This window comes from Leisingera sp. CC-HEC096 (assembly GCF_059429235.1).
Genome location: NZ_JCAIJS010000001.1, coordinates 951,595 through 974,345 on the forward strand (window position 1 = coordinate 951,595; position 22,751 = coordinate 974,345).

Below are 22,751 nucleotides of genomic sequence, written 5' to 3' on the forward strand. Positions count from 1 at the left end.
TGGTTGTCTAACCTCACGGGCGGCGCTAGGCCGGAGCCGGAAACCGGATCGATTCCGGCGCCGCGCTTGGGGCCGCCGGATTAGGGAGACAGCCAGATGAAAGTTGACGGTACGCATTACCGGTCCCTGTGGTGGGATCATGACAAGGACGCGCTGCAAATCATTGACCAGCGCTGGCTGCCGCATGACTTCCGCATCCAGCAGGTCAACACCCTGCAGGAGTTTGCAGACGCGATTGTCGAGATGCGGGTGCGCGGCGCGCCGCTGATCGGCGCCACTGCCGCCTACGGCATGGCGCTGGCGATGCGCCTGGACCCGTCCGACGCCGCGATGGATCAGGCTTGGAGCTTCCTCAATGCAACGCGCCCCACTGCCATCAACCTGCGCTGGGCGCTGGACCGCTGCCGCAATTACCTGCGGCCGCTGGTGGAAGGCGAACGGGCAGCAGCGGCTCTGGCGCTGGCCCATGAAATCGCTGACGAAGATGTCGAGATCAATCGCAGTATTGGCGCGCATGGTCTTGATCTGATTGCAAAAATTGCCGAAGGAAAACCGGCAGGCGAGCCTGTGCGGCTGCTGACCCATTGCAACGCCGGCTGGATTGCCACCGTGGACTGGGGCACCGCCACCAGCCCGATGTACCAGGCCCATGACGCGGGCATCCCGATCCACGTCTGGGTGGATGAAACCCGCCCGCGCAACCAGGGCGCGCTGACCTCTTGGGAACTGGGCAGCCACGGCATCAGCCACAGCTATATCACCGACAACGCCGGCGGCCATCTTATGCAGAACGGCCAAGTCGATCTGGTGATCACCGGCACCGACCGCACCACACGCCGCGGCGACGTCTGCAACAAGATCGGCACTTACCTTAAGGCGCTGGCGGCCAAGGACAACGGCGTGCCCTTCTATGTTGCCCTGCCCTCGCCGACGATCGACTGGACTGTCTCGGATGGTGTCGCCGAAATTCCGATCGAGGAGCGCAGCGAACACGAGATCACCCATGTCCAAGGCAAGACGGGAAGCGGTGATATCGGTGTGATTCAGGTTACACCCGACGGAACGCCCGGCGGCAACCCGGCCTTTGACGTAACCCCCAATAGGCTGGTCACCGGACTGATCACTGAACGCGGCATCTGCGAAGCCTCCGAGGAAGGCCTGGCCGGGCTGTTCCCGGAAATGGCCGCCGCCAAGTCCGCCTGACAGGGGCGCCAGACGTGAAGCCTCCCTATAAGGACAGCGCAGAATTGCGGCAGGCGGTGATTGACGCCTGCCTTGAGATGAATGCCTCGGGTATCAATCAGGGAACGTCAGGCAATATCTCCGTGCGGGCGGGTGATCACATGCTGATCACCCCATCTGGCATGCCTTACGAGAAAATGACACCTGCGGATCTGGTCCGGATGCCGCTGGACGGCAGCGCCCCGCCAGAGGGGCAGCTCAAACCCTCCACCGAGTGGCCGTTTCACCTGGCGATCCTGCAGGCCAAGTCTGCCGTCAACGCGGTTGTCCATGCCCATCCTGTTTATTGCAGCGCGCTGGCCATGAACCGGCAGTCGATCCCCGCCTGCCACTACATGGTTGCGGCCTTTGGCGGCAGCGACGTGCCGGTGGCGGACTACGCCTTGTTCGGCAGCCGCAAATTGTCAGAGAATATAATCCGGTCTTTGCAGGACCGCAGCGCTTGCCTGATGGCCAATCACGGCGCGGTGACAACGGGTGAGAGCATTCCCCGCGCGCTTTGGCGGATGGTGGAACTTGAAACACTTGCAAAGGGTTATACGACCAGTCTCGTCTTGGGCAAGCCGCATATCCTGAGCGAGGATGAGATGGCGGACGTGATCGCAGCTTTCGCTGATTACGGCCTGAAGGACAGCCGCTGATTTTGCACTGATGCAAAGCGTAACCGGAGTAAGCCGCCGGTCGCAGGCAATCCTTGCCGTGCCAGCTTTTTGGTTCAGCTTCGTTTCCGATGCATTTGATAGTTCACGGAAATCTGTGGTGCCCAAGGAGAGACTCGAACTCTCACGATGTTGCCATCGGGGGATTTTGAATCCCCTGCGTCTACCATTCCGCCACTTGGGCCACGCACCGTTCCTAGCCAAGCCTGCCGCCGACGTCCAGAGGCAAAACGGCACCTCTGCGCCGAAATCACATCCCGTTCCAAATTCATCCGCAGCAAAGGTTGACGGAGGCCGGCGCACATGCGACCTCCCTCTGCAAACGCCGTTGAGGACGCAGGGCGCAGCATGCTGAAACCGCTATATGACCGGACAATGGCTTTGGCCGATCACCCCAAGGCGCTTTGGTGCCTGGCTGCCGTCGCCTTTGTGGAAAGCTCTGTTTTTCCAATTCCCCCAGACGTGCTGATGATACCGATGATCCTGGCGCGCCCGTCGCGCGCCTGGCTGGTCGCGCTGGTGGCCTTGGTGGCCTCTGTGGCGGGCGGTATGCTTGGATATGCCATCGGAGCATTCTTTTATGACAGCATCGGGCAACCGGTTCTGGAGGCGATGGGCAAAGGCGATGCCATGGCGGAGTTCAACACCCGCTTCAACGACTTTGGCTTCTGGGCGGTTCTTGGCGCAGGCATCACGCCGTTCCCCTACAAGGTGATCACCATCATGTCGGGCTGGACAGGAATGCCGCTCAGCACTTTCATTGCCACCTCTATCCTCGCCCGTGCACTGCGTTTTTTCATTGTCGCCGCTCTGCTCTGGCAGTTCGGGGCCCCGGTCCGCGACTTCATTGAACGCCGCTTGGGGCTGGTTTTCTCGGCCTTCATGGTGGTGCTGTTCGGCGGCTTCCTGATGGTGAGGTTCATCTGATCATGCACCGGTTATTGATCGTCATTGCCGCCGCAGGCTCTGCAGCTCTCCTGGTTGGAGCGCTGGCCTTTCAGTACATCGGCGAAATGCCACCCTGCAATCTGTGCTACTGGCAGCGCTATCCGCATGCCGCCGCAGCCGGTATCGGCATTCTGGCGCTGATCATTCCCGGTGCCACTCTGCCGTATCTAGGGGCGCTGGCAGCGCTGACCACCGCAGGCGTCGGCGTGTTTCATACCGGGGTTGAACGCGGCTGGTGGGAAGGTCCTTCCACCTGCACCTCCGGCCCGATCGGCGGACTGTCCCCCGATCAGCTGATGGAGCAGATCATGGCCGCACCGCTGGTGCGCTGCGACGAGGTGCCATGGGAGCTGTTCTCGCTGTCAATGGCCAGCTGGAATGCAATTGCCTCCTTTGGCCTCGCACTGCTTTGGATTGCCGCCGCCAACTATATCCGCAAGCAGGGTTAACCTGCTGGAAAGCTAAACTGCGGCCGCTAACCCGCTGGCCGCATTGGATGCTTCGGAATCACGTGTCCTTTTTGGTGGCTAGTAGCAGATTGGTTTCACTGCTCACCACCCCTTCGAAGGTTCGGATCTTGGCAAGCGCTGCATCCAGTGTCTCCAAAGTTTCAGTGCCAAGTTCCACAATCAGATCCCAGCGTCCATTGGTGGTGTGAATCGCCCTCACTTCCGGCAGCCCCTGCAGTTGCCGGGTGATCCGGCTGGTTCCACGGCCCTCGATCCCGATCATCATCAGACCACGCACCGGATCCCGCAGCACATCTTCCTTTAACACAACAGTGAACCCCAGAATGTCCCCGCGGGCCTGCAGCCGCTCTATCCTGGCCCGTACCGTAGTGCGCGACAGGTTCAGCTCCAGCGCTAAATCCGACAGCGACGCCCTTGCGTTGTGACGCAGCGCAGAGATCAGGCGCTCATCCGTTCTGTCCATATTTCACCTCAAATCGAACAATCAGCAACCAATATGACCAAAATGCTTGCTGGATTCCATCGCATTTCGGAAGTTTATAGATGGAAAGCTGACTTTTTGAGAGAGCAAAACCGTGACTTCACAACATTGCATCCTGATTGGAGCCCCGGTCGACAGCGGCAAGCGCCGTGCCGGCTGTCTGATGGGCCCGGACGCCTACCGCACTGCCGGAATTGCCACCGCCCTGGAAAGTCTCGGGCACACAGTGGAAGATCTCGGCAACTTGTCTCCCGAGACACACGCCGCCGACACCAATGACGGGCTTGTCTACGCCCGCAATGAAACCATCGGCTGGACATCGCGCCTCGCTCAGGCCGCGGAAGATGCGCTTGAGTGCGGCTTGCCGGTTTTTCTCGGCGGCGATCACTCGCTGTCGCTGGGATCGGTGGCTGGCGCCGCAAACTATGCTGCCAAGGCAGGCCGGCCGCTTTTTGTGCTATGGCTGGATGCGCATACCGATTTCCACACGCCGGAAACCTCTGACAGCGGTAATCTGCATGGAACGCCAGTCGGATATTTCACCGGACGCAGGGGGTTCGACGATTTTCCTGAAGTCCTGAACCCGGTTCCGGAAGAGAATGTCTGCATGATCGGCCTGCGGTCAGTGGACACACAGGAGCGGCTCGCGCTGGAAGACAGCGCCATCCGCACCCACGACATGCGCCACATTGATGAAAACGGCATTGCCGGTCCGCTGAACCGGTTCCTGGATCAGGTCGCAGAGGCCAATGGCATGTTGCACGTCTCTCTCGACGTGGACTTCCTCGACCCCTCGGTTGCCCCGGCCGTCGGCACCACCGTCCCCGGCGGCGCGACCGTGCGCGAGGCGCATCTGGTTTGCGAAATCCTGCATGATTCCGGCCTGATGACCTCGCTGGATCTGGTCGAGCTGAATCCGTTCCTGGATGAGCGCGGCCGAACCGCGCATCTGATGGTGGATCTCTGTGCCTCCGCCCTCGGCCGCCGCGTCTTTGACCGTCCGACCCGGAGCTACCAGTGACCAGCCTGCAAGCCCCCTCTGCGGTCGTGATGATCCGGCCGCATCACTTCTGCTCGAACCCTGAAACCAAAGGCGATAACGCCTTCCAGACATTGGCTAACACGTCGGCTGAGGTTACGTCGGCCCAGGCTCTGGCGGAATTCGACGGCGCCGTCGACGCGCTGCGCGGTGCGGGTGTTGCGGTGCATGTGTTTGATGACACCGGCACCGCAACCCCGGACAGTGTGTTTCCCAACAACTGGTTTTCCACCCACGCAGGCGGCCATGTCGCGGTCTACCCGATGTTTGCCGAAAACCGCCGCAAGGAGCGCCGCTGGGATGTGATCGAACTGCTGAAACGGGAGTACCGGGTTCAGGATGTGATCGATTATTCCGGTTTGGAACAGGACGGGTTGTCGCTGGAAGGCACCGGCGCCATGGTGCTCGACCATATCGGCCGCATCGCCTACACGGTGAAATCCAACCGCGCCGATCCGGTTCTGCTGGAACGCTTCTGCACCCATTTCAACTTTGAACCCATGGTGTTCGAAGCCAAAGATGATGCAGGCCGCGACGTCTATCACACCAATGTTCTGATGGGGATCGGCACTGAATACGCGCTGATCTGCCTGGACATGATTGTGGACCCCGCCCGCCGCGCCGAAGTTGCCGCGCGGCTGGAAGAAACCGGCCGCCGGGTCATCGACCTAACGCCCGGGCAGATCGCCAGTTTTGCCGGCAACGCCCTGGAACTCACTGGACGCAAACGCCTTCTGGCTCTCTCGGCCAAGGCATTGGACGCGCTGCGCCCGGATCAGATTTCGGTCATCGAACAGAGCGCGGAGCCGCTGCCGCTGACCATCCCCACCATCGAAACCGCAGGCGGGTCGGTACGCTGCATGCTGGCAGGCATCCACCTCAGCCCCCGTGAAAGGAAAACCGCATGACACAGCCCTCGGACAAGGCGCTGGTACCTTTTGTCAGCGTCGACAACATGATGCGCCTCATTCATCACGTCGGCATCGAGCAGATGATGCGCGATCTGGCCGAATATGTGGAAGAAGACTTCAAGCGCTGGGAGCTGTTCGACAAAACCCCGCGCGTTGCCAGCCATTCGGACGTTGGCGTGATCGAGCTGATGCCGACCTCGGATGGCGAGGCCTACGGCTTCAAATACGTGAACGGTCACCCCAAGAACACCTCCGAAGGGCTGCAGACCGTCACCGCCTTTGGCCTCCTGGCGGATGTCTACACTGGCTATCCGGTGCTGCTGACAGAGATGACAATGCTGACCGCGCTGCGGACTGCAGCCACGTCAGCAATGGCCGCCAAGTATCTGGCGCCCAAGGGGTCAACAACGATGGCCATGATCGGCAACGGCGCCCAGTCGGAGTTCCAGACGCTGGCGATGAAGGCAATCATCGGTTTGAAATCCGTGCGTTTATATGACAACGACCCAGCCGCGACCGAAAAATGCGCCCGCAACCTGCAAGGGCTGGGGATGGAAGTTGTCGCCTGCAAAACACCAGAGGAGGCGATCGAAGGCGCGCAGATCCTCACCACCTGCACCGCGGACAAGCAGTATGCGACCATCCTGACCGACAACATGGTCGGCAGCGGCGTTCACATCAATGCAATCGGCGGTGACTGCCCCGGCAAGACCGAACTGGCACCCGGAATCCTCAACCGCTCCGATGTCTTTGTCGAATATCCGCCGCAAACCCGGATTGAGGGCGAAATCCAGCAGATGCCGGAAGACTTCGCCGTGACCGAACTGTGGGAAGTGATTGCGGGCAAGAAGCAGGGACGCACCGGAGACCGTCAAATCACCCTGTTCGACAGCGTCGGTTTTGCGATCGAGGACTTCTCGGCGCTGCGCTACATCCGCGACCGCATTAAGGGCACCGATTACTTCATCGACCTGGACATGCTGGCCGACCCGGACGATCCGCGCGATCTGTTCGGTATGCTTCAGCGCGCCAAGCCCTGACACGCCACCCCCTTACACCATGCAAAGGCGGCCCGCTGAACTGAGGCCGCCGGCACCTCCGGCCTCCTTGTCCGTTTGCAGCACCCAGCGGCTTCGGTAGCACTGTTCATGGGGATCTGAGCAGTTGCCCCACGGGGAGCAGACGATCCGACAAAGAGGCCGGAACCCTTATTTTCCAACATATTGGATAAGCTTACTTTAAGCGTCCAGCTCAGTATCCCAGTACAGGAAGTCCATCCAGCTTTCATGCAGGTGGTTGGGCGGGAACTTGCGCCCGGTATTGCGCAACTCCTCCGCGCCAGGCCGCCGCGGCGGCTTGCGCAGGGACATGCCGGCCCGGTGCAGCGACTTGGACCCCTTTCTCAAATTGCAGGGGCTGCAGGCCGCGACCACGTTCTCCCAGCTGGTCACACCGCCCGCCGCACGCGGCACCACATGGTCGAAAGTCAGTTCTCCCTTGCTGCCGCAGTACTGGCAGCGGAATTCATCCCGTAAAAACAAATTAAAGCGCGTGAAGGCCACGCGCTTTTGAGGTTTTACATAATCTTTCAGAACCACCACAGACGGTATTCGGATCTCGGTGCTCGGACTGTGCACCACCTCGTCGTATTCGGCCACGATGGCCACCCGGTCCAGCCAGGCCGCCTTGACGGCATCCTGCCAGGTCCACAAAGACAAAGGATAATAGGAGAGCGGCCGGTAATCCGCGTTCAGCACCAGCGCCGGGTGCTGCTTGAGCGCGCCCGGAGATCTGACAAACTCTGCTCTGAAATCGCCATCCATTTTTGAACGTCTTCCTCGCCCTGATCTTCCGTGTTGCGGAACCAGAGCGGGGAACCCGCCCCAGCCTGACTTTGACTATATATCGTGGTTAGCGCCTGACAAGCCCTGATGATCCACAATATGTCGGGAGCAACCTGCGCTGATTCCGTGACAGCACGGTGACACTTATCCACAGGTGCCCAGCCCCCAAGGGCCTCTGCGCCTCTTGCCCTGCGGCCACCGCCCGCATATTGCCGTGCCATGACCCGTCTCATTCGTTTCAACAAACCTTACGATGTGCTGCCTCAGTTCACCGACCGCGGCAGCCAGGACAGCCCGCGCGCGACACTGAGCGAATATATCGACTGCCCGGGTGTCTACGCAGCCGGCCGCCTGGACCGCGACAGCGAAGGACTGATGCTGCTGACAGACAACGGCCGTTTGCAAGCCTGGATTACCGACCCCAAGCACAAGATGGACAAGACCTATTGGGTGCAGGTGGAGGGTATCCCGGATCAGCAGGCCCTGAAGAACCTGGCAGAAGGTGTTGAACTCAAAGACGGAATGACCCTGCCGGCCAAGGCTCGGATGATCCCGGAACCGCCGGGACTCTGGGCCCGCACCCCGCCGGTCCGGGAACGCAAGACCGTCCCCGACAGCTGGATCGCGCTCACCATTCGCGAAGGCCGCAATCGGCAGGTGCGCCGGATGACAGCCGCGGTTGGGCATCCCACTCTGCGCCTGATCCGCTACAGCATCGGCGCCTGGACCCTGGACGGGCTGGCGCAGGGCGCTTGGTCGGACCTGGAACCGCCCCGCGTTCCCGGCCCGCCGAAACCCTCGCAGAAGCCGCCGCGCAGACCCAAGGCATCGGCGGCGCGGCCTGCAAAAGGTGACAGGTCCCGCCGCCGCTGATAGCCTTAAAGCTATGCTGCCGCACGCCCCTGCCCCTAATGCCATTCTCGAAGCGTCGCTGTACGCGGACGACCTCGACGCAGCTGAAGGTTTCTATGGTGAAATCTTGGGATTGGAGCGTATCCAGCGGGTCGCCAAACGCCATGTTTTCTTCCGCTGCGGCGCCTCAGTCCTGCTGCTGTTCAACGCTGAGGAAACGGTGAAGCCACCGGGAAACCCAAGGTTGCCGGTTCCGCCGCATGGCGCCCGCGGGCCGGGTCACGTGTGTTTTTCGCAGCCGAGAGAGGAGCTGCTCCTGATGCGCGCCCGGCTGCTGGCGGCAGGCATTGCGATTGAGGCGGAATTCGACTGGCCGAGCGGCGCCCGGTCCATCTACTTCCGCGACCCGGCCGGTAACTCCCTTGAAATCGCCGAACCGCACTTGTGGGCACCCTGACCTCCCGAAGAATTGGAAGGCCAGTTATTTCAACAAATTAGAGACCAAGCTTGTCGCGCATAAACGCAAGCGCCACGCTCAGCCCGTCCGGCGCGATGCCGTGGGCGGTGCCTTTCTGGATATGAGCAAAAACGTCCTGGAACCCGGCCTCCTGCAGGGCTTCGGCGGCTTCCGGCAAAGACTGCACCGGCACCACGTCATCCTGGTCGCCATGCACCAGCAGCACCGGCATCTTGGAGACCGCTTCGTCCTTCAGTAACTCCGGTGCCAGCAACCGGCCGGAAAAGGCTACTATACCCGACACTGGGTCCTCCCGGCGCGGCGCCACATGCAGGCTCATCATGGTGCCCTGGCTGAACCCGAACAGCACCACCTGCTCCGGCAGCACATCCTCGTCGACCATCAGCGCATCAAGGAAGGCGTTCAGGTCCTCGACCGCCGCCTGCATCCCGCGCATGCTTTCCTCTTCCGAGGAGCCATCGATCCAGGGGATCGGGAACCACTGGAACCCAAAGGGCGCGCCGGCGCAGGCCTCGGGCGCGTCGGGGGCGACAAACAGCGTATCCGGCAGATGTTCGCCCAGCGGATCGGCCAGCCCCAAGAGGTCGGCCCCATTCGCGCCATAGCCATGCAGGAACACCACAATCGAGCGGATGCTGCCAGAGACCGGCTCCTTGCGGCCGGCATTCAGTACACGAGTCATCGGATCCCTTCCCTGTCCTTCGCCACCCGGTAATAGGCCCAGAGAATGCGCGCCGCAACCGACCGCCACGGCGACCAGGCTTCGGCCATTTGCCGCATCTCACGCTCCTTTGGGCGGGCTGGCAGATCAAACAGCACCCGTGCCGCCTCCTGTAAGGCCAGATCGCCATGGGCAAACACATCCGCACGGCCCAGCGAGAACATCGCATAAATTTCAGCCGTCCAGACGCCGACCCCTGGAACCTGGACCAGTGTTTCAATCACCTCCGCATCAGGCGCTTCGCGCAAGGCTTTGAAATCAATGCGCGCTTCCGCCAAAGCCCGGGCATAGCGGATCTTCTGGCGGCTAAGACCGGCTGCGCGCAGATCTTCATCCGTTGCCCATAATATCTTGCGCGGTCCGGTGAGCTTTGCGTCTTTCATCCGCTTCCAGATCGCATTGGCGGACGCCACGCTAACCTGCTGGCTGACAATCGCGCTTAGCAGTTCCGCAAAGCCGTCCGGCCTGCGCCTGAGCGGAAGCGCGCCGGTCAGCTCCAGCGCATGGCCAAAACGGCTTTCCTGCGCCGCCAGCCACGCGGCACCTTCGCTCACGCAGGCATCGCACTGGATGATCCGGCCCACGCCTGGGAGAAATGTCTGCACTTCTGACGCCACGTCACCCCCTGATTGGCCGCTGTTGAAAGAAAGCGTGATCGCCAAGCCAATTCCGCTGTCTTGCTCCGCAACATATTCACCGCTACGCATCCCACATGACCATGAGCATGACCACCCCCAGCGACGCCGTCGCCAAGAAAAACGTCGCCATCCTGGTGCTGGCGCAGGCGATCCTCGGCGCGCAGATGCCGATGATCTTTACAATCGGCGGCCTCGCAGGGCAGTCGCTGGCGTCGAACCCCTGCTTTGCAACGCTGCCTATCTCGCTGATTGTCGGCGGCTCGATGCTGGCCGCGACCCCGATCTCTGCCATCATGCAGCGCTGGGGCCGCCGCGCGGGGTTCTTTGTCGGGGCCGCCTTTGGCGCTGTTGGCGGTTTGGTCGGCGCTTACGGGCTGTATCTTGGGTCCTTCCCCATCTTTCTGCTCGGCAGCCTGCTGACCGGTGTCTATATGAGCGCGCATGGGTTCTATCGCTTCGCCGCTGCCGATACCGCCTCCGATGCCTTCCGCCCCAAGGCGATTTCCTACGTCATGGCGGGAGGTCTGGCGGCGGCGATTATCGGCCCGCAAATCGTGAAGGCCACCAGCCAAGCCTTTGTTATTCCATTCCTTGGCACCTACTTAGCAGTGATTGCAGTCAACGTCCTGGGCGCTGCGCTGTTCCTGTTTCTCGACATCCCTAAGCCGCCCGCGCCTACAGAGGACGGCCCCAAGGGCCGCAGCCGGATGGAGCTGCTGAAGACGCCCGTGATCGCAGTTGCAGTGATCTGCGCCATGGTCTCCTATGCGCTGATGAACTTGGTGATGACTTCGACGCCGCTGGCGGTTGTCGGCTGCGGTTTTACAGAGGGCAACGCCGCCGATGTGGTCACCTGGCATGTGCTGGCGATGTATGTACCGTCCTTCTTTACAGGTCACCTGATTGCCCGCTTTGGCGTGGAAAAGATCGTCGCCGCGGGTCTGGTGATCCTCGCAGGCGCCGGCGCCGTTGCCCTGCAAGGGGTCGAGTTGGAGAACTTCTTTATTGCGCTGGTGCTTTTGGGCATCGGCTGGAACTTCGGCTTCATCGGCGCCACGACAATGCTGGCCGGCGCGCATGAAAGCTACGAGCGCGGCCGGATGCAGGGCCTTAACGACCTGCTGGTCTTTGGCGGCGTCACCATGGCCTCGCTGGCGTCAGGCGGGCTGATGAACTGCTCGGGCGGCAACCCGGCGGACGGCTGGAGCGCAGTGAACATGGCCATGGCCCCCTTCCTGGTGCTGGCAGGCGGCGCGCTGATGTGGCTGGTCCTGCGGCCCAAAGAGGCCTGACCACTCTGCAAACCAAAAAAGGCGCCCCGGGAGGCGCCTTTTTCTTTGGATGCGATTTCTTTACCAGCGCCCTAAGGCGGCCCGCCACATCAATCCCGCCCTGCGCCGGAACTCGCTCTGCCCAAGCGTGCCCTGCGCTACCCGTTCAGGCTGGCGAATGGCCTGTTTCAGCAGGCTTTCCGCCTGCCAGCCCGCCAACAGCGCAGTTCCCGACGGTTTCGAGACTTTCCCGCCGCTTAACCGAGAGTTTTGGATTTTTTCCAAGCCCTTACGCGCCAAAGCCTGCACACCGTCCAAGGTTCCGTCCAGCAACGGGATCCGTTTCTTGGCCTCCAGCTCCGGAATGGCGCGCAGCCAGTTGGCAACGCCGATGCCATAGGCAAAGTCACGCACGACAGCTTCATCCGCCTGCCCCAAAGACGCCGCCGCCATCCACATCAGCGACCCGCTGGTGCGGTCGATATAGCTGTCAAAGGCAGCTTGATCCTCAAACGGGTCCTTGTAGATGTCCCAGCGCCGCGCCTCCGCCATACCGTCAACACAGGCCGCCAGTTCCGGCTTCAGAAACCGCGCGAGCGGAGTCGCCACGTAGTGCCGCCGGACGGGCTTGCCCTCGGCGATCTCTGCACCGACGTCGCGCCACCATTGCACCCGCATTTCGGCAATCATGCTTTCCTGGCTGGCCCAAGGTGCCCGGGCCAGTTCGACATTGAAGGCATAGAGCGCAAACAGCAGCGGCCGGGCCTGGACCGGTGCGGCCATCGCGGCCAGAAACCGGTCCGGGTCGCTCTTTTGAACCAGCTCCGCGCAGGCCGTCAGGTCGTCGTCAAACTGCATCCGCCTGCCCGGCCCCGCAGTCATGCGCCAATTTCCAGCGGATCGCATCCAGCAGCGCCTCGAACGAGGCGTCGATGATGTTCGGGCTGACCCCAACAGTGGACCACCGGCGGCCCTGACTATCTTCGCTGTCGATGATGACACGGGTCACAGCTTCGGTGCCGCCCTGAGTGATCCGCACCTTGAAGTCGACGAGCCGCATATCCTCCAGCTGGGCGGAGTAGCGCCCAAGATCCTTGATCAGCGCCCGTGCCAACGCGTTCACCGGGCCGCGGTCGCTGCCGGTTTCGTCCAGTGACTCACTGACTGACAAGCGTTTTTCGCCGTCGACCTTCACCACCACAACCGCCTCGGAGAGGCTGACCATCCGATTGTACTTGTTCTTGCGCCGCTCGACCGTGACCTTGTAGCGCTTCACCTCAAAGAAGTCAGGCAATTGGTCTAGCTCATCGCGCGCCAGCAGTTCGAACGAGGCCTGCGCGGTATCGTAGGAATAGCCTTCCGCCTCGCGCTCCTTGATCCGCTCCAGGATCCGCGCCAGCGCCGGGTTGCCAGTTTCTACGCTCAAGCCCGCGTCGGTCAAACGCTTGCGCAGGTTCGACTGCCCGGCCTGATTAGACATCGGGATGACCCGCGCATTGCCGACCTTGCCTGGCTCGATGTGCTCATAGGTCGACGGATCCTTGAGGATCGCGCTGGCATGTAGCCCCGCCTTATGGGCAAAAGCCGAAGCGCCCACATAGGCCGCCTGCCGCACCGGAACCCGGTTCAGGATATCATCCAGTGTCCGGCTGATCCGGGTAAGACCCTTAAGCGCCTTTAGGCTCACGCCGGTGTCGAACTGGCTGGCATAGGGCTCCTTCAGCAGCAGAGTCGGGATCAGCGCGGTCAGGTTGGCATTGCCGCAGCGCTCCCCCAGACCGTTCAGTGTGCCCTGGATCTGACGCGCCCCGGCATCCACCGCCGCTAGCGAGCAGGCAACAGCATTTTCCGTGTCGTTATGGGTATGTATCCCCAGTTTCTCACCCGGAATTCCGGCGGCAACAACCTCCGCAACAATGCGGCTCACCTCGGCCGGCAGCGCGCCGCCGTTGGTATCGCACAGCACCACCCAGCGCGCCCCGGCCTCCAGCGCGGCGCGGCAGGCCGCCAGCGCGTACTCCGGATGATCCTTGTAGCCGTCAAAAAAATGCTCGGCGTCAAACAGCGCCTCGCGCCCCTGCGCCACGATATGGGCGACCGAGGCACGGATATTCTCGAGGTTTTCCTCCAGCGTGATCCCCAGCGCATGGGTCACGTGGTAGTCGTGGCTTTTGCCGACCAGACAGACGGCCGGTGTGCCCGCGTTCATGACCGCTGCCAGCACATCGTCATTTTCCGCGGACCGCCCGGCCCGCTTGGTCATGCCAAAGGCGGTCATGGTGGCGCGGGTTTCCGGTGCCTCCCCGAAAAAGGCGCTATCGGTCGGGTTTGCACCCGGCCAGCCGCCTTCGATGTAATCGACCCCCAGGCCGTCCAGCGCCTGGGCGATCTGCTTTTTTTCCGCAGTCGAGAACTGCACACCCTGGGTCTGCTGCCCGTCCCGCAGGGTCGTGTCGTAAAGGTAGAGCCGTTCCTTGCCCATCAAAGCGCCCCCAGCTTGTCCGGGTCAAACCCCGCACCCGGCACCAGTTCCACGCCGGTCTTGCTCATCCGCACCTCAAGCCCTGCCTCAACAAAGACCGCTTTTAGCCTGTCGACTTCGGAAAAATCCTTGCTTTCCATGGCCTTCCGGCGCGTTTCGAAAAGCTTCTCCTCAAAGGCGGAAAGATCGATGGCAGGCGCTGACGCCCAAGCCCCCAACTCATCGGTCAGCAGCCCCAGCAACCGGGCGGAGGCCAGCAGCCCCGCCGCATCGCCATCCGCTGCCAGCTTGTGCAGCTCTGCAATCGCGCCCGCGGAATTGAGGTCATCCGCCAGTGCTTCCAGGACCGCGGCAGCAGCGCTGGACGCGGGTTCGATGCCCGCGGTCAGCGCCCGCCACTTGCGCAGCGTCGCCTCGGCCTCCTTGGCCTTCTTGTCGGTCCAGTCCATCGGCTTGCGGTAATGGGTCTGCAGGAACACCAGCCGGATCACCTCGCCTGGATAGCCCTGGTCCAGCAGGTCGCGCACGGTGAAAAAGTTGCCCAGTGATTTGGACATCTTCTTGCCTTCCACCTGCAGCATCTCATTGTGCAGCCAGAAGCGTGCAAATTCACCTTCCGGATGGGCGCAGCAGCTTTGCGCAATTTCATTCTCATGGTGCGGGAACATCAGGTCGTTGCCGCCGCCGTGGATATCGAACGTCTCGCCCAGCAGCTCATAGGACATCGCCGAGCATTCGATGTGCCAGCCCGGCCTGCCGCGGCCCCAGGGGCTTTCCCAGCCTGGCAGATCGCCGGTGGAAGGTTTCCACAGCACGAAATCCATCGGGTTCTTTTTGTAAGGCGCCACCTCCACACGGGCGCCGGCGATCATGTCATCAACAGACCGGCCTGACAGCTTGCCGTAAAGTTCTTTCCAACTATCGACAGCAAAAAGCACATGGCCTTCCGCAGCATAGGCGTGGCCCTTGGTGATCAGATCCTCGATCATCGCCACCATCTGCGGAATGTACTCAGTCGCCCGCGGCATGTGGTTGGGTTCCAGCGCCCCGAGCTCGCCCATATCGTCCAGGAACCACTGGGTGGTTTCCGTTGTGATATCGCCGATCGCGCGGCCACTTTCGGCGGCGCGGGCGTTGATCTTGTCGTCGACGTCGGTGAAGTTCCGGGCATAAGTCACTTGATCCGCGCCATAAACTTCCCGCAGCAGCCGGAACAGCACGTCAAAGACCACCACAGGCCGGGCATTGCCCAGATGCGCCCGGTCATACACCGTGGGGCCGCAGACATACATCCGCACGTTGCTGGCGTTGATCGGCTCAAAGACCTCTTTCTTGCGGGTCTTCGTATTATGCAGCTTGATCACTATGTCCTTGGTTCCCATGCCCGGTTCCTTTCCCATGCCCAGCTCAAAACGGCCGGCATCACCCTTTGCGCGCAGCGCGGGCTTAGCAACTTGTCAAGGAAATGAAAACGACAGAAACCAGCCCGCTGATATGTCAGCAGGTAATGCAGCAGATGATGGCGGTGCATTTATGGTTCATGAGGGTTGCTTAGCACGGGCCGGCACCCCCGCCAAGGCTTTTGCTTCAAAAAGCAAAGGCCGCCCCGTCTGCCTTGGGTACAGACCGGGCGGCCAGCGGCGCAGCAGAACAGGTGAGTGCTGCGCCCGCTTTAGCGTCAGCTTAGAATTTGAACGACGCGCGCAGCGATACCGAGGTGGCATCCGCGCCAACGCCGGAGTTGCCGAAGTCGTCGAACTCATGCTCCAGAACTTCGCCGCCGATCTGCCACTGGTCGGTCACCTGATAAGCCAGGCCAACGCCGTAGAACTCACCGGTTTCGCTGCCCAGCGAGCTGTCCGCCTCAGCCACACCGCCGGTGACATAGGCCAGAACGTTGCCGAAGTCATAACCGGCTTTCACCTTGGCACGAGCAACCGAGTCAACGGTTGCGCCACCGCCCAGGTCCACGTCGGTGGTGTCATAATCCAGTTCGCCGCCCAGCACGAAGCGGCCAAAGTCATGGTTGTAGCCGGCGTGGATACCGTATGCGGGATCATCACCCGACGCACCGTTGGTTGCGTCCACATCCAGCTGGCCGATCTGGCCACCCAGGTAGAAACCAGTCCAGTCGCCGCCATCATTGGCCACCGGTACGGGTGCCGGTGCCGGTGCCGGCTCGACCACCGGTTCACTGATGTTACCGGCAAATGCTGCACTGCCCATTACGGCTGCGATGGCTGTCATAGCTACGAAACGAGTCATTCAGACTTCTCCTTTTGCAGTCCCGGCGCAGGTTGTGCGCCGTTGGAGCTTACAAAAGGTCTCCAAAGCCGAACTTCCAGTCCTATCGGCTCACGTTCCCTTGAACTGGCAATGACTGGCCGAAATTCCCCTGCAACGTGCGCTTTTCCGCCGGACTCCAATAACGGAGTTAAGTGCAGCCATTGAAATGGACCCTGCGCGCACCTAGCGCCCTGACACTGCATGGCATCGGTCACCCGCCGCGCGTAACGGCAGTTAGCCGGGGAAACCGATCGTTAGAAGCGAAATGCAGCGGTTAAGGATAAAGTCTCGCCACGCGGTCGGCCGCTGCCATCCTTGGGTCCGGCTTCGTGATGCAGCAGCTCACCCCGCAGTTGCAGTGCCCGGTTGAGAGAAACACGCATTCCCAAACCAAACAGTGTCCCATTCCGCTTGCCGGTTGCGGTCTCAGCTTGCAACCCGCCCAGGGTAACAACACCCGTTGCTGGACCAAAGTCGTATCCCGCGTGGAGACGCAGCTGATGCGTTTCATCTGCCCGCACCGCCCGTGTCAGCAGACCGGAACGTCGGGAGGCAACCGTGCCGCCAAGGATAAAACTGCCAAACTCCTGCAGGAAGGCCAGCTGGAAAGCCTGCGGCTCGGTGCTGCCGGCGCCGGATGCGGATTGAACGCGGTTACTGAAAAGCGGCCTGGCCCACCCTTCTGCAAAACTCGGCTGGGCAAATGCAAGCCCAACAGAAAGACCCGCGGCAAAGGCATGAGTGAGTGTGGTTTTTCTAACCATCGGCATATCGCTTTGCCTTCTTGAAATGCGCTGTTTCAGCGCGCCATCCCCAGGACCCCAGTTTCGCCATTAATGCTTAATATTCGGTTCCCAAGGCCATCCTGCCAATAACCGCCAGCCGCGCATAGCGTCAAAAATCGAAGATACACCAATAAAAATAAATACATTTACTTAAAGCCACAGTTTTGCGGCGTCCAAACCGCGCCTGGCGCCCCGAATGAAAATCATGTCGCTTTTTTCATCCTGGTCGCAAACGGGCAAGAAACCCCTTCCAGCCATGTCAAATTGCAACAACACAGACAGGAGCCCGCATGCAGGGAGAACGCAGCCTTGTCAGCCTGATCTGCCGCACAATCGGTGCGGCGCGCGGGCGTGCGGCCAGAGGCCGGCCGCACTGAGTTGGATTTCCAGCAATTTCCACTCACCCACCTGAAAGGCTCAATATAATGAACGACCAAGCCTCCTCCTCCCGCGCTGGCCGCAGCGGCGGCCGCAATGCACGACGTGCCGCCCGGGCCGCCGCATTGCCGGATCATCTGCGCCCCGTGCGCCCGGGGATGGAATCCACCGCCCTGAAAATGCTCAGCCAAGCGGACATGGAGCAGATCCACCAGACCGCACTGACCGCACTCGAAGAGATCGGCCTCGCCGATGCCCCGCCAAGCGGCATCGAATACTTGACCGCAGCAGGCTGTACCCTGGGCGATGACGGCCGTATCCGCTTCCCCCGCGCCCTGGTCGAGGACACCATTTCCAAAGCCAACCGGTCAGTCACCCTGTTTAGCCGCGACGGCAAAACCGACCTGCAGCTTTCTGGCGGCCGCGTTCATTACGGCACCGCAGGCGCCGCGGTCAGCATGGTCGATGTGCATGGCAAGACCTACCGCGATTCCACCGTTCAGGACCTGCATGACGCCGCCCGCATCTGCGACCAGCTCGACAATATCCACTTTGTCCAGCGCCCGATGGTATGCCGCGACATCGCCGACAACTGCGAGATGGATCTGAACTCAATCTACGCCACCACCGCCGGCACGACCAAACATGTTGGCGTCTCCTTCACAGAACCTGGGTTCGTGAAGCCCGGGCTGGAACTTCTGCATATGATTGCTGGCGGCGAAGACAAGTGGCGCGAGCGCCCGTTCGTGTCGAACTCCAACTGCTTTGTGGTTCCGCCGATGAAGTTCGCCACGGAATCCTGCGAGGTCATGGAGGAGTGCATCAAGGGCGGCATGCCAGTACTCCTGCTGTCGGCTGGTATGGCGGGCGCAACCGCGCCCTCCACCATTGCCGGCGCAATTGCCCAGGCGGTGGCGGAATGCCTGGCCGGGCTGGTTTACGTAAACGCCGTAAAGCCCGGTGCTCCCGCAATTTTTGGCACTTGGCCCTTCGGCCTGGACCTGCGCACCGGCGCGATGTCCGTGGGTTCTGGCGAGCAAGCTTTGCTGACTGCAGGCTGCGCTCAGATGCACAAGTTCTACAACCTGCCCGGCGGCGCAGCTGCGGGCGCCTCAGATTCCAAAATGCCCGACATGCAGGCCGGCTGGGAGCAGATGTGCTCTGCCGTGATGGCGGGGCTGTCTGGTCTCAATATGGTTTACGAGGCCGCGGGCATGCATGCTTCGCTGCTGGGCTTCTGCCATGAGTCGCTGATCCTCGACAACGACCTGCTGGGTCAGGCGCAACGCTGTGTGCGCGGCATTGAAGTCAACGAAGAGACTTTGGCCTTGGACCAGATGCGCGCCACCTGCCTGGGCGGGCCCGGCCACTATCTGGGCACCGATCAGACGCTCAGCCGGATGCAGATGGACTATGTCTATCCTGACCTGGGCGACCGCACCTCACCCAAGGAATGGGCGGAGCGCGACAAGCCCGACCTGATCCAGAAGGCAATTGTGAAAAAGGAAAAGATCCTGTCGCAACGCGCCACAGCCAGGTTTGACGCCGCCACCGACATGGCAATCCGGGAGCGTTTCAACATCCATCTGCCTGCGTAACCGCCAGTATCGCTTTCAACCGGGCCGGAATTTCCGGCCCGTCTTTGCATCAGTGCCTGTGGCCGTCAGTTCTGCAACCGGCCGATATACCAGGCTGCCTTCCTGAGTGGTCCATTTGTGCTACACGGGGCCCATCACCAGCAATCCAATAAAACACAAACTAATGGCTTCCACAGCCGGGAGCTTCATGGTAACTATTTGTTAACATGCGTTTCTTTGCAAAGCGCGCCGGCGTTCTGCCGTTTCATGCCGCGCATTTTTGCAATGCAAAGGTGCAGGCTGGTATTGCATTATTGCATGACGAGACCCGTGTGTATCTCGCTACAGCCTCGCGGCTCCTCAAAAGCGCAAGACGACAGCGCCAGATGGGTGGGAAAACCATCATCCGAAAATTCGCAACGCAAACCTGCGCTTGGGTCGCCGCACCCAACACCGTTGCAAAAGCGGTCCTCGAATATTAACCAGCTGTCTCCCGAGAGACCAAAGTTTCTCAGTAGTTTTTATGCCACCACAGATTTCAGGGTAGGGTTTTCGGATCCGATCCGGCGATAGCTGAGCTTGAAAACGAGCCAGAATCCTTTGCGGAACTCACCGAGCGGTCACATCTTGCAAAACTGCAAAATGATAATGGAAAAATGCAGCGCGAGACGGTATCTCGCGCTGCAATCGGTCTTTAGAAGAAGGCCTGCAAACCAGTCTGAGCACGGCCCAGGATCAGGGCATGAACATCGTGGGTGCCCTCATAGGTGTTCACCGTTTCCAGATTCACCATGTGGCGGATCACGTTGAACTCCAGGCTGATACCGTTGCCGCCATGCATGTCGCGAGCCATCCGGGCAATCTCCAGCGCCTTGCCGCAGTTGTTGCGCTTGATGATCGAGATCATCTCCGGTGCCGCGCTGGCCTCATCCATCAGCCGCCCGACCCGCAGAGAGGCCTGCAGGCCAAGGGTGATCTCGGTCTGCATGTTGGCAAGCTTCAGCTGAAACAGCTGCGTATTGGCCAGCGGACGGCCGAACTGCGTGCGATCAAGCCCGTACTGGCGCGCTGCGTGCCAGCAGGCCTCCGCCGCGCCCATTGCGCCCCAGCTGATGCCGTAACGGGCGCGGTTCAAACACCCGAAAGGACCCTTAAGCCCCTGAACATACGGCAGAAGTGCGTCTTCGCCAACTTCAACGCCGTCCATCACGATCTCACCGGTGATCGACGCGCGCAGCGAGGCCTTGTTCTGGATCTTCGGCGCGCTCAGGCCTTTCAGGCCCTTGTCGAGCACAAAGCCGCGGATCTTGCCGCCATGCGCTTCGGACTTGGCCCAGACCACAAAAACATCCGCGATCGGCGCGTTGGAGATCCACATTTTGGAGCCGGTAAGCCTATAGCCTCCTTCGGTTTTCTCAGCCCGGGTCTTCATGCTGGCGGGGTCGGAACCGGCATCCGGTTCGGTCAGGCCGAAGCAGCCGATCCATTCGCCGGAGGCGAGTTTCGGCAGGTATTTCTGCCGCTGCTCTTCGCTGCCGTATGCGTAGATGGGATACATCACCAGCGAGCTTTGCACCGACATCATCGAGCGGTAGCCGCTGTCCACACGCTCCACTTCGCGCGCCACCAGGCCATAGGAGACATAGCCGCCGCCAAGGCCGCTGTATTCTTCCGGGATGGTGGTGCCAAGCAGGCCCATCTCGCCCATCTCGCGGAAGATTTCGGGATCGGTTTCTTCGTTTTCATAGGCACTTAGCACACGCGGCTGAAGTTTTTCCTGGGCATAGGCGCGGGCCGAGGCGGAGATCATCCGCTCATCTTCGGTTAGCTGGTCCTCCAGCCGCAGCGGATCATCCCAGTTGAAACGGCCCAGGTCCGGAGCATCTTTGGCGCGCAGCGCGGGTTTGTCGGTCATCATGTCACCTCAATGGTTCGCGGTTTGGGCAAACCCTAACGGGAGGTGAAGGGAAAAAACAGCGAGACTTTCGCAAAGATCCATGACAAACACTCATACATGACCGTGCCCCGCAAATTCCTGCCATCCATCTCCTCCCTGCGCGCGCTGGAAGCGCTAGACCGTCTGGGCAGCGCTTCCGCTGCGGCCGAGGAACTCGCACTCACGCAAGGTGCCGTGAGCCGCCAATTGCAAACGCTGGAACGGCAATTGGGGATGGAACTGGTGCAGCGGGACCAGAAACGCCTGATGCTGACCTCAGAAGCGCAGGATTACGCCGCGGAGATCCGCCAAGCGCTGAACCAGATTGTGCAATCAACCCTGCGTTTGCAGGCCGCGCCGCTGGCCGGCACGCTGAATCTGGCCATTCTTCCCGCCTTCGGGATGCGCTGGCTGATGCCGCGGCTGCCGGACTTTGCCCGGCTGCACCCGGATGTGACCATCAACATGGCCACCCGTCTGGAGCCATTCAATTTCTCCACAGAACCCTTTGATGCGGCTATTCATTTCGGGAATGCTCAGTGGCCCGGCACGCAATCCTTGCTGCTCAAGCACGAACAGCTGCTGCCGGTCTGCGCGCCGCAGCTTCTCGAGGGCCGTTCAGTCACGGGCCCCAAGGACATTCTGAAACTGCCGCTGCTGCACATTCAAACCCGGACGACCGCCTGGCGGGACTGGTTCAACCGGCAAGGGATCGCTGCCGATGACGGGCTGAGCGGCACGATCTATGATCAATTCGCAACCATTACCCAAGCTGCTCTGCATGGCCTCGGGGTGGCGCTGATGCCGGATTACCTGGTGGAACAGGATCTGGCCACCGGCCGTCTGGTGGCGCTGCACCCGGAACCGCTGGAGTCAGCCGGTGCCTATTACCTGGTCTGGCCGGAGCGGAAATCGGGCGCTCCTGCGCTGGTAAAATTCCGCGAATGGCTGGAAGGCCAGGCGCAGCCGGAAGATCCGCTGCCGCGCTGACCGGCGGCGGCAAAACAAGGGGCTGACATGCGTGCCCCCCCTGTGCACCGCCTGTACACCCCCTGATGCCGTTTCAGCCGAGCGCGTAGCCCGCGCCGCGCACCGTGCGCACCGGGTCGCTGCCGCCATGCTGGGTCAGCGCCTTGCGCAACCGCCCGATGTGAACATCGACGGTGCGGGTGTCGACATAGATGTCGCGGCCCCAGACCCGGTCCAGTAGCTGCTCGCGGCTCCACACCCGGCCCGGCTTCTCCATGAAGGTGGAGAGCAGACGGAATTCCGTCGGCCCCAGCTTCAGCGGATTGTCGGCGCGGCTGACCTTGTGAGTTTCGGCGTCCAGCACGATGTCGTCATACTCCAGCCGCACCCCGACGGTGGAGGGCCGCACCCGGCGCAGCTGGGTTCGCACCCGCGCCATCAGCTCAATCACCGAATAGGGTTTGACCACGTAATCATCGGCGCCGGTCTCCAGGCCGCGCACCTTGTCGACCTCTTCCGAGCGGGCCGACAGCATGATCACCGGAATGTTGCGGGTTTCCGGTCGGGTCTTAAGCCGGCGGCACACTTCGATGCCGCTGAGGTTAGGCATCATCCAGTCCAGGATGATGATGTCGGGCATGTCTTCCTCGACCACCAGCAGCGCTTCTTCGCCATGTTCGGCGCGCAGCACGCGGAAGCCGTCGGCTTCGAGGTTGTAGGCCAGCACTTCCCGCTGAGCCATTTCGTCTTCAACAACAAGGACGGTGGGCTGATCGGCAGCCAT

24 protein-coding genes and 1 tRNA gene are annotated in these 22,751 nt (G+C 61.4%); 13 read left to right on the plus strand and 12 right to left on the minus strand.

Translation table 11 applies throughout. The features are described from left to right. Positions 1-96 precede the first annotated feature (96 nt). Entirely contained in the window at positions 97-1,203 is a 1,107-nt protein-coding gene (gene mtnA, locus AC5STI_RS04690) for an S-methyl-5-thioribose-1-phosphate isomerase (protein ID WP_495445774.1), read from the plus strand. 14 nt (positions 1,204-1,217) lie between these two features. Then, positions 1,218-1,883 (plus strand): class II aldolase/adducin family protein, encoded by a 666-nt coding sequence (locus AC5STI_RS04695; protein WP_495445775.1) that lies wholly within the window; start codon positions 1,218-1,220, stop codon positions 1,881-1,883. 116 nt (positions 1,884-1,999) lie between these two features. Here the strand turns inward: AC5STI_RS04695 and AC5STI_RS04700 are convergent. After that, positions 2,000-2,085: transfer RNA gene (locus AC5STI_RS04700), tRNA-Leu, on the minus strand. A gap of 164 nt (positions 2,086-2,249) precedes the next feature. Here AC5STI_RS04700 and AC5STI_RS04705 point away from each other — a divergent pair. Beyond that, the gene (locus tag AC5STI_RS04705) at positions 2,250-2,828 is read left to right on the plus strand and encodes a YqaA family protein (protein WP_475053138.1); all 579 of its coding nucleotides are present in this window, start codon (positions 2,250-2,252) and stop codon (positions 2,826-2,828) included. Positions 2,829-2,830: 2 nt separating this feature from the next. Then, positions 2,831-3,298 (plus strand): disulfide bond formation protein B, encoded by a 468-nt coding sequence (locus tag AC5STI_RS04710; RefSeq protein WP_495445776.1) that lies wholly within the window; start codon positions 2,831-2,833, stop codon positions 3,296-3,298. 58 nt (positions 3,299-3,356) lie between these two features. On the opposite strand, the gene AC5STI_RS04715 is transcribed toward AC5STI_RS04710, so the two are convergent. Next, entirely contained in the window at positions 3,357-3,782 is a 426-nt protein-coding gene (locus AC5STI_RS04715) for an Lrp/AsnC family transcriptional regulator (RefSeq protein ID WP_490397438.1), read from the minus strand. 112 nt (positions 3,783-3,894) lie between these two features. Here AC5STI_RS04715 and rocF point away from each other — a divergent pair, with 112 nt between their 5' ends. The 3 genes from rocF to ocd are packed head-to-tail and all read left to right on the plus strand — an operon-like array spanning position 3,895 to position 6,790. Next, complete coding sequence (gene rocF, locus AC5STI_RS04720) at positions 3,895-4,821, plus strand: arginase (protein ID WP_475052068.1); 927 nt, start codon at positions 3,895-3,897, stop codon at positions 4,819-4,821. Further along, positions 4,818-5,747 carry a citrulline utilization hydrolase CtlX gene (gene ctlX, locus AC5STI_RS04725; protein WP_495445777.1) on the plus strand — a complete coding sequence of 310 codons (930 nt, stop codon included), beginning with the start codon at positions 4,818-4,820 and terminating at the stop codon, positions 5,745-5,747. Before rocF ends, ctlX begins: the two co-directional genes overlap by 4 nt. Next, a complete protein-coding gene (gene ocd / locus AC5STI_RS04730) occupies positions 5,744-6,790 on the plus strand; it encodes an ornithine cyclodeaminase (protein ID WP_490397435.1) in 1,047 nt (348 codons plus the stop codon). The genes ctlX and ocd overlap by 4 nt, the downstream gene beginning before the upstream one ends. Before the next feature lie 198 nt (positions 6,791-6,988). Here the strand turns inward: ocd and AC5STI_RS04735 are convergent, their stop codons facing one another. Then, complete coding sequence (locus AC5STI_RS04735; RefSeq protein WP_259969497.1) at positions 6,989-7,573, minus strand: HNH endonuclease; 585 nt, start codon at positions 7,571-7,573, stop codon at positions 6,989-6,991. Between the two features lie 240 nt (positions 7,574-7,813). On the opposite strand from AC5STI_RS04735, the gene AC5STI_RS04740 reads away from it, so the two are divergent. Both AC5STI_RS04740 and AC5STI_RS04745 read left to right on the plus strand, forming a co-directional pair. Beyond that, entirely contained in the window at positions 7,814-8,467 is a 654-nt protein-coding gene (locus tag AC5STI_RS04740; RefSeq protein ID WP_495445778.1) for a pseudouridine synthase, read from the plus strand. 13 nt (positions 8,468-8,480) lie between these two features. Then, positions 8,481-8,903, plus strand: coding sequence for a VOC family protein (locus tag AC5STI_RS04745; protein WP_475052079.1), 423 nt, complete (start codon positions 8,481-8,483; stop codon positions 8,901-8,903). A 37-nt stretch (positions 8,904-8,940) separates the two neighbouring features. Here the strand turns inward: AC5STI_RS04745 and AC5STI_RS04750 are convergent, their stop codons facing one another. Further along, positions 8,941-9,606: an alpha/beta hydrolase gene (locus tag AC5STI_RS04750; protein ID WP_495445779.1), complete on the minus strand. Its 666-nt coding sequence runs from the start codon at positions 9,604-9,606 to the stop codon at positions 8,941-8,943. Continuing rightward, positions 9,603-10,250: a DNA-3-methyladenine glycosylase family protein gene (locus tag AC5STI_RS04755; protein WP_495445780.1), complete on the minus strand. Its 648-nt coding sequence runs from the start codon at positions 10,248-10,250 to the stop codon at positions 9,603-9,605. The genes AC5STI_RS04750 and AC5STI_RS04755 overlap by 4 nt, the downstream gene beginning before the upstream one ends. Positions 10,251-10,357: 107 nt before the next feature. Here AC5STI_RS04755 and AC5STI_RS04760 point away from each other — a divergent pair, with 107 nt between their 5' ends. Beyond that, positions 10,358-11,575, plus strand: coding sequence for an MFS transporter (locus AC5STI_RS04760; protein ID WP_495445781.1), 1,218 nt, complete (start codon positions 10,358-10,360; stop codon positions 11,573-11,575). Between the two features lie 60 nt (positions 11,576-11,635). Here the strand turns inward: AC5STI_RS04760 and AC5STI_RS04765 are convergent, their stop codons facing one another. The 5 genes from AC5STI_RS04765 to AC5STI_RS04785 form a co-directional block, all read right to left on the minus strand. Further along, complete coding sequence (locus tag AC5STI_RS04765; protein ID WP_495447729.1) at positions 11,636-12,412, minus strand: squalene/phytoene synthase family protein; 777 nt, start codon at positions 12,410-12,412, stop codon at positions 11,636-11,638. Continuing rightward, complete coding sequence (gene cimA, locus AC5STI_RS04770) at positions 12,402-14,036, minus strand: citramalate synthase (protein ID WP_495445782.1); 1,635 nt, start codon at positions 14,034-14,036, stop codon at positions 12,402-12,404. Before cimA ends, AC5STI_RS04765 begins: the two co-directional genes overlap by 11 nt. Next, positions 14,036-15,418, minus strand: a complete 1,383-nt coding sequence (cysS, locus tag AC5STI_RS04775; protein ID WP_495447730.1) for a cysteine--tRNA ligase — start codon at positions 15,416-15,418, stop codon at positions 14,036-14,038. Before cysS ends, cimA begins: the two co-directional genes overlap by 1 nt. Before the next feature lie 301 nt (positions 15,419-15,719). Continuing rightward, positions 15,720-16,301 carry an outer membrane protein gene (locus tag AC5STI_RS04780; protein WP_495445783.1) on the minus strand — a complete coding sequence of 194 codons (582 nt, stop codon included), beginning with the start codon at positions 16,299-16,301 and terminating at the stop codon, positions 15,720-15,722. A gap of 275 nt (positions 16,302-16,576) precedes the next feature. After that, entirely contained in the window at positions 16,577-17,092 is a 516-nt protein-coding gene (locus AC5STI_RS04785; RefSeq protein ID WP_495445784.1) for a hypothetical protein, read from the minus strand. A gap of 440 nt (positions 17,093-17,532) precedes the next feature. Between AC5STI_RS04785 and AC5STI_RS04790 the strand changes: the two genes are divergently transcribed. Next, positions 17,533-19,083, plus strand: a complete 1,551-nt coding sequence (locus AC5STI_RS04790) for a trimethylamine methyltransferase family protein (RefSeq protein WP_495445785.1) — start codon at positions 17,533-17,535, stop codon at positions 19,081-19,083. Positions 19,084-19,289: 206 nt separating this feature from the next. Further along, entirely contained in the window at positions 19,290-19,544 is a 255-nt protein-coding gene (locus tag AC5STI_RS04795) for a hypothetical protein (RefSeq protein WP_495445786.1), read from the plus strand. Positions 19,545-19,756: 212 nt separating this feature from the next. Here AC5STI_RS04795 and AC5STI_RS04800 read toward each other — a convergent pair whose 3' ends face one another. Beyond that, complete coding sequence (locus AC5STI_RS04800) at positions 19,757-20,977, minus strand: acyl-CoA dehydrogenase (protein WP_495445787.1); 1,221 nt, start codon at positions 20,975-20,977, stop codon at positions 19,757-19,759. A 99-nt stretch (positions 20,978-21,076) separates the two neighbouring features. Here AC5STI_RS04800 and AC5STI_RS04805 point away from each other — a divergent pair, with 99 nt between their 5' ends. Continuing rightward, positions 21,077-21,988 (plus strand): LysR family transcriptional regulator, encoded by a 912-nt coding sequence (locus AC5STI_RS04805; protein ID WP_495445788.1) that lies wholly within the window; start codon positions 21,077-21,079, stop codon positions 21,986-21,988. A 73-nt stretch (positions 21,989-22,061) separates the two neighbouring features. Here the strand turns inward: AC5STI_RS04805 and phoB are convergent, their stop codons facing one another. Further along, complete coding sequence (gene phoB, locus AC5STI_RS04810) at positions 22,062-22,751, minus strand: phosphate regulon transcriptional regulator PhoB (protein ID WP_058286894.1); 690 nt, start codon at positions 22,749-22,751, stop codon at positions 22,062-22,064.

Excerpts from the sequence above, each read along its gene's own strand:
- mtnA (WP_495445774.1), top strand. The coding sequence starts at position 97 with ATGAAAGTTGACGGTACGCATTACCGGTCCCTGTGGTGGGATCATGAC.
- AC5STI_RS04705 (WP_475053138.1), top strand. The coding sequence starts at position 2,250 with ATGCTGAAACCGCTATATGACCGGACAATGGCTTTGGCCGATCACCCC.
- AC5STI_RS04710 (WP_495445776.1), top strand. The coding sequence starts at position 2,831 with ATGCACCGGTTATTGATCGTCATTGCCGCCGCAGGCTCTGCAGCTCTC.
- AC5STI_RS04715 (WP_490397438.1), bottom strand. The coding sequence starts at position 3,782 with ATGGACAGAACGGATGAGCGCCTGATCTCTGCGCTGCGTCACAACGCA.
- ocd (WP_490397435.1), top strand. The coding sequence starts at position 5,744 with ATGACACAGCCCTCGGACAAGGCGCTGGTACCTTTTGTCAGCGTCGAC.
- AC5STI_RS04735 (WP_259969497.1), bottom strand. The coding sequence starts at position 7,573 with ATGGATGGCGATTTCAGAGCAGAGTTTGTCAGATCTCCGGGCGCGCTC.
- AC5STI_RS04740 (WP_495445778.1), top strand. The coding sequence starts at position 7,814 with ATGACCCGTCTCATTCGTTTCAACAAACCTTACGATGTGCTGCCTCAG.
- AC5STI_RS04745 (WP_475052079.1), top strand. The coding sequence starts at position 8,481 with ATGCTGCCGCACGCCCCTGCCCCTAATGCCATTCTCGAAGCGTCGCTG.
- AC5STI_RS04750 (WP_495445779.1), bottom strand. The coding sequence starts at position 9,606 with ATGACTCGTGTACTGAATGCCGGCCGCAAGGAGCCGGTCTCTGGCAGC.
- AC5STI_RS04760 (WP_495445781.1), top strand. The coding sequence starts at position 10,358 with ATGACCATGAGCATGACCACCCCCAGCGACGCCGTCGCCAAGAAAAAC.
- AC5STI_RS04765 (WP_495447729.1), bottom strand. The coding sequence starts at position 12,412 with ATGCAGTTTGACGACGACCTGACGGCCTGCGCGGAGCTGGTTCAAAAG.
- cimA (WP_495445782.1), bottom strand. The coding sequence starts at position 14,036 with ATGGGCAAGGAACGGCTCTACCTTTACGACACGACCCTGCGGGACGGG.
- cysS (WP_495447730.1), bottom strand. The coding sequence starts at position 15,418 with ATGGGAACCAAGGACATAGTGATCAAGCTGCATAATACGAAGACCCGC.
- AC5STI_RS04780 (WP_495445783.1), bottom strand. The coding sequence starts at position 16,301 with ATGACTCGTTTCGTAGCTATGACAGCCATCGCAGCCGTAATGGGCAGT.
- AC5STI_RS04785 (WP_495445784.1), bottom strand. The coding sequence starts at position 17,092 with ATGCCGATGGTTAGAAAAACCACACTCACTCATGCCTTTGCCGCGGGT.
- AC5STI_RS04790 (WP_495445785.1), top strand. The coding sequence starts at position 17,533 with ATGAACGACCAAGCCTCCTCCTCCCGCGCTGGCCGCAGCGGCGGCCGC.
- AC5STI_RS04795 (WP_495445786.1), top strand. The coding sequence starts at position 19,290 with ATGCGTTTCTTTGCAAAGCGCGCCGGCGTTCTGCCGTTTCATGCCGCG.
- AC5STI_RS04800 (WP_495445787.1), bottom strand. The coding sequence starts at position 20,977 with ATGACCGACAAACCCGCGCTGCGCGCCAAAGATGCTCCGGACCTGGGC.
- AC5STI_RS04805 (WP_495445788.1), top strand. The coding sequence starts at position 21,077 with ATGACCGTGCCCCGCAAATTCCTGCCATCCATCTCCTCCCTGCGCGCG.
- phoB (WP_058286894.1), bottom strand. The coding sequence starts at position 22,751 with ATGGCTGCCGATCAGCCCACCGTCCTTGTTGTTGAAGACGAAATGGCT.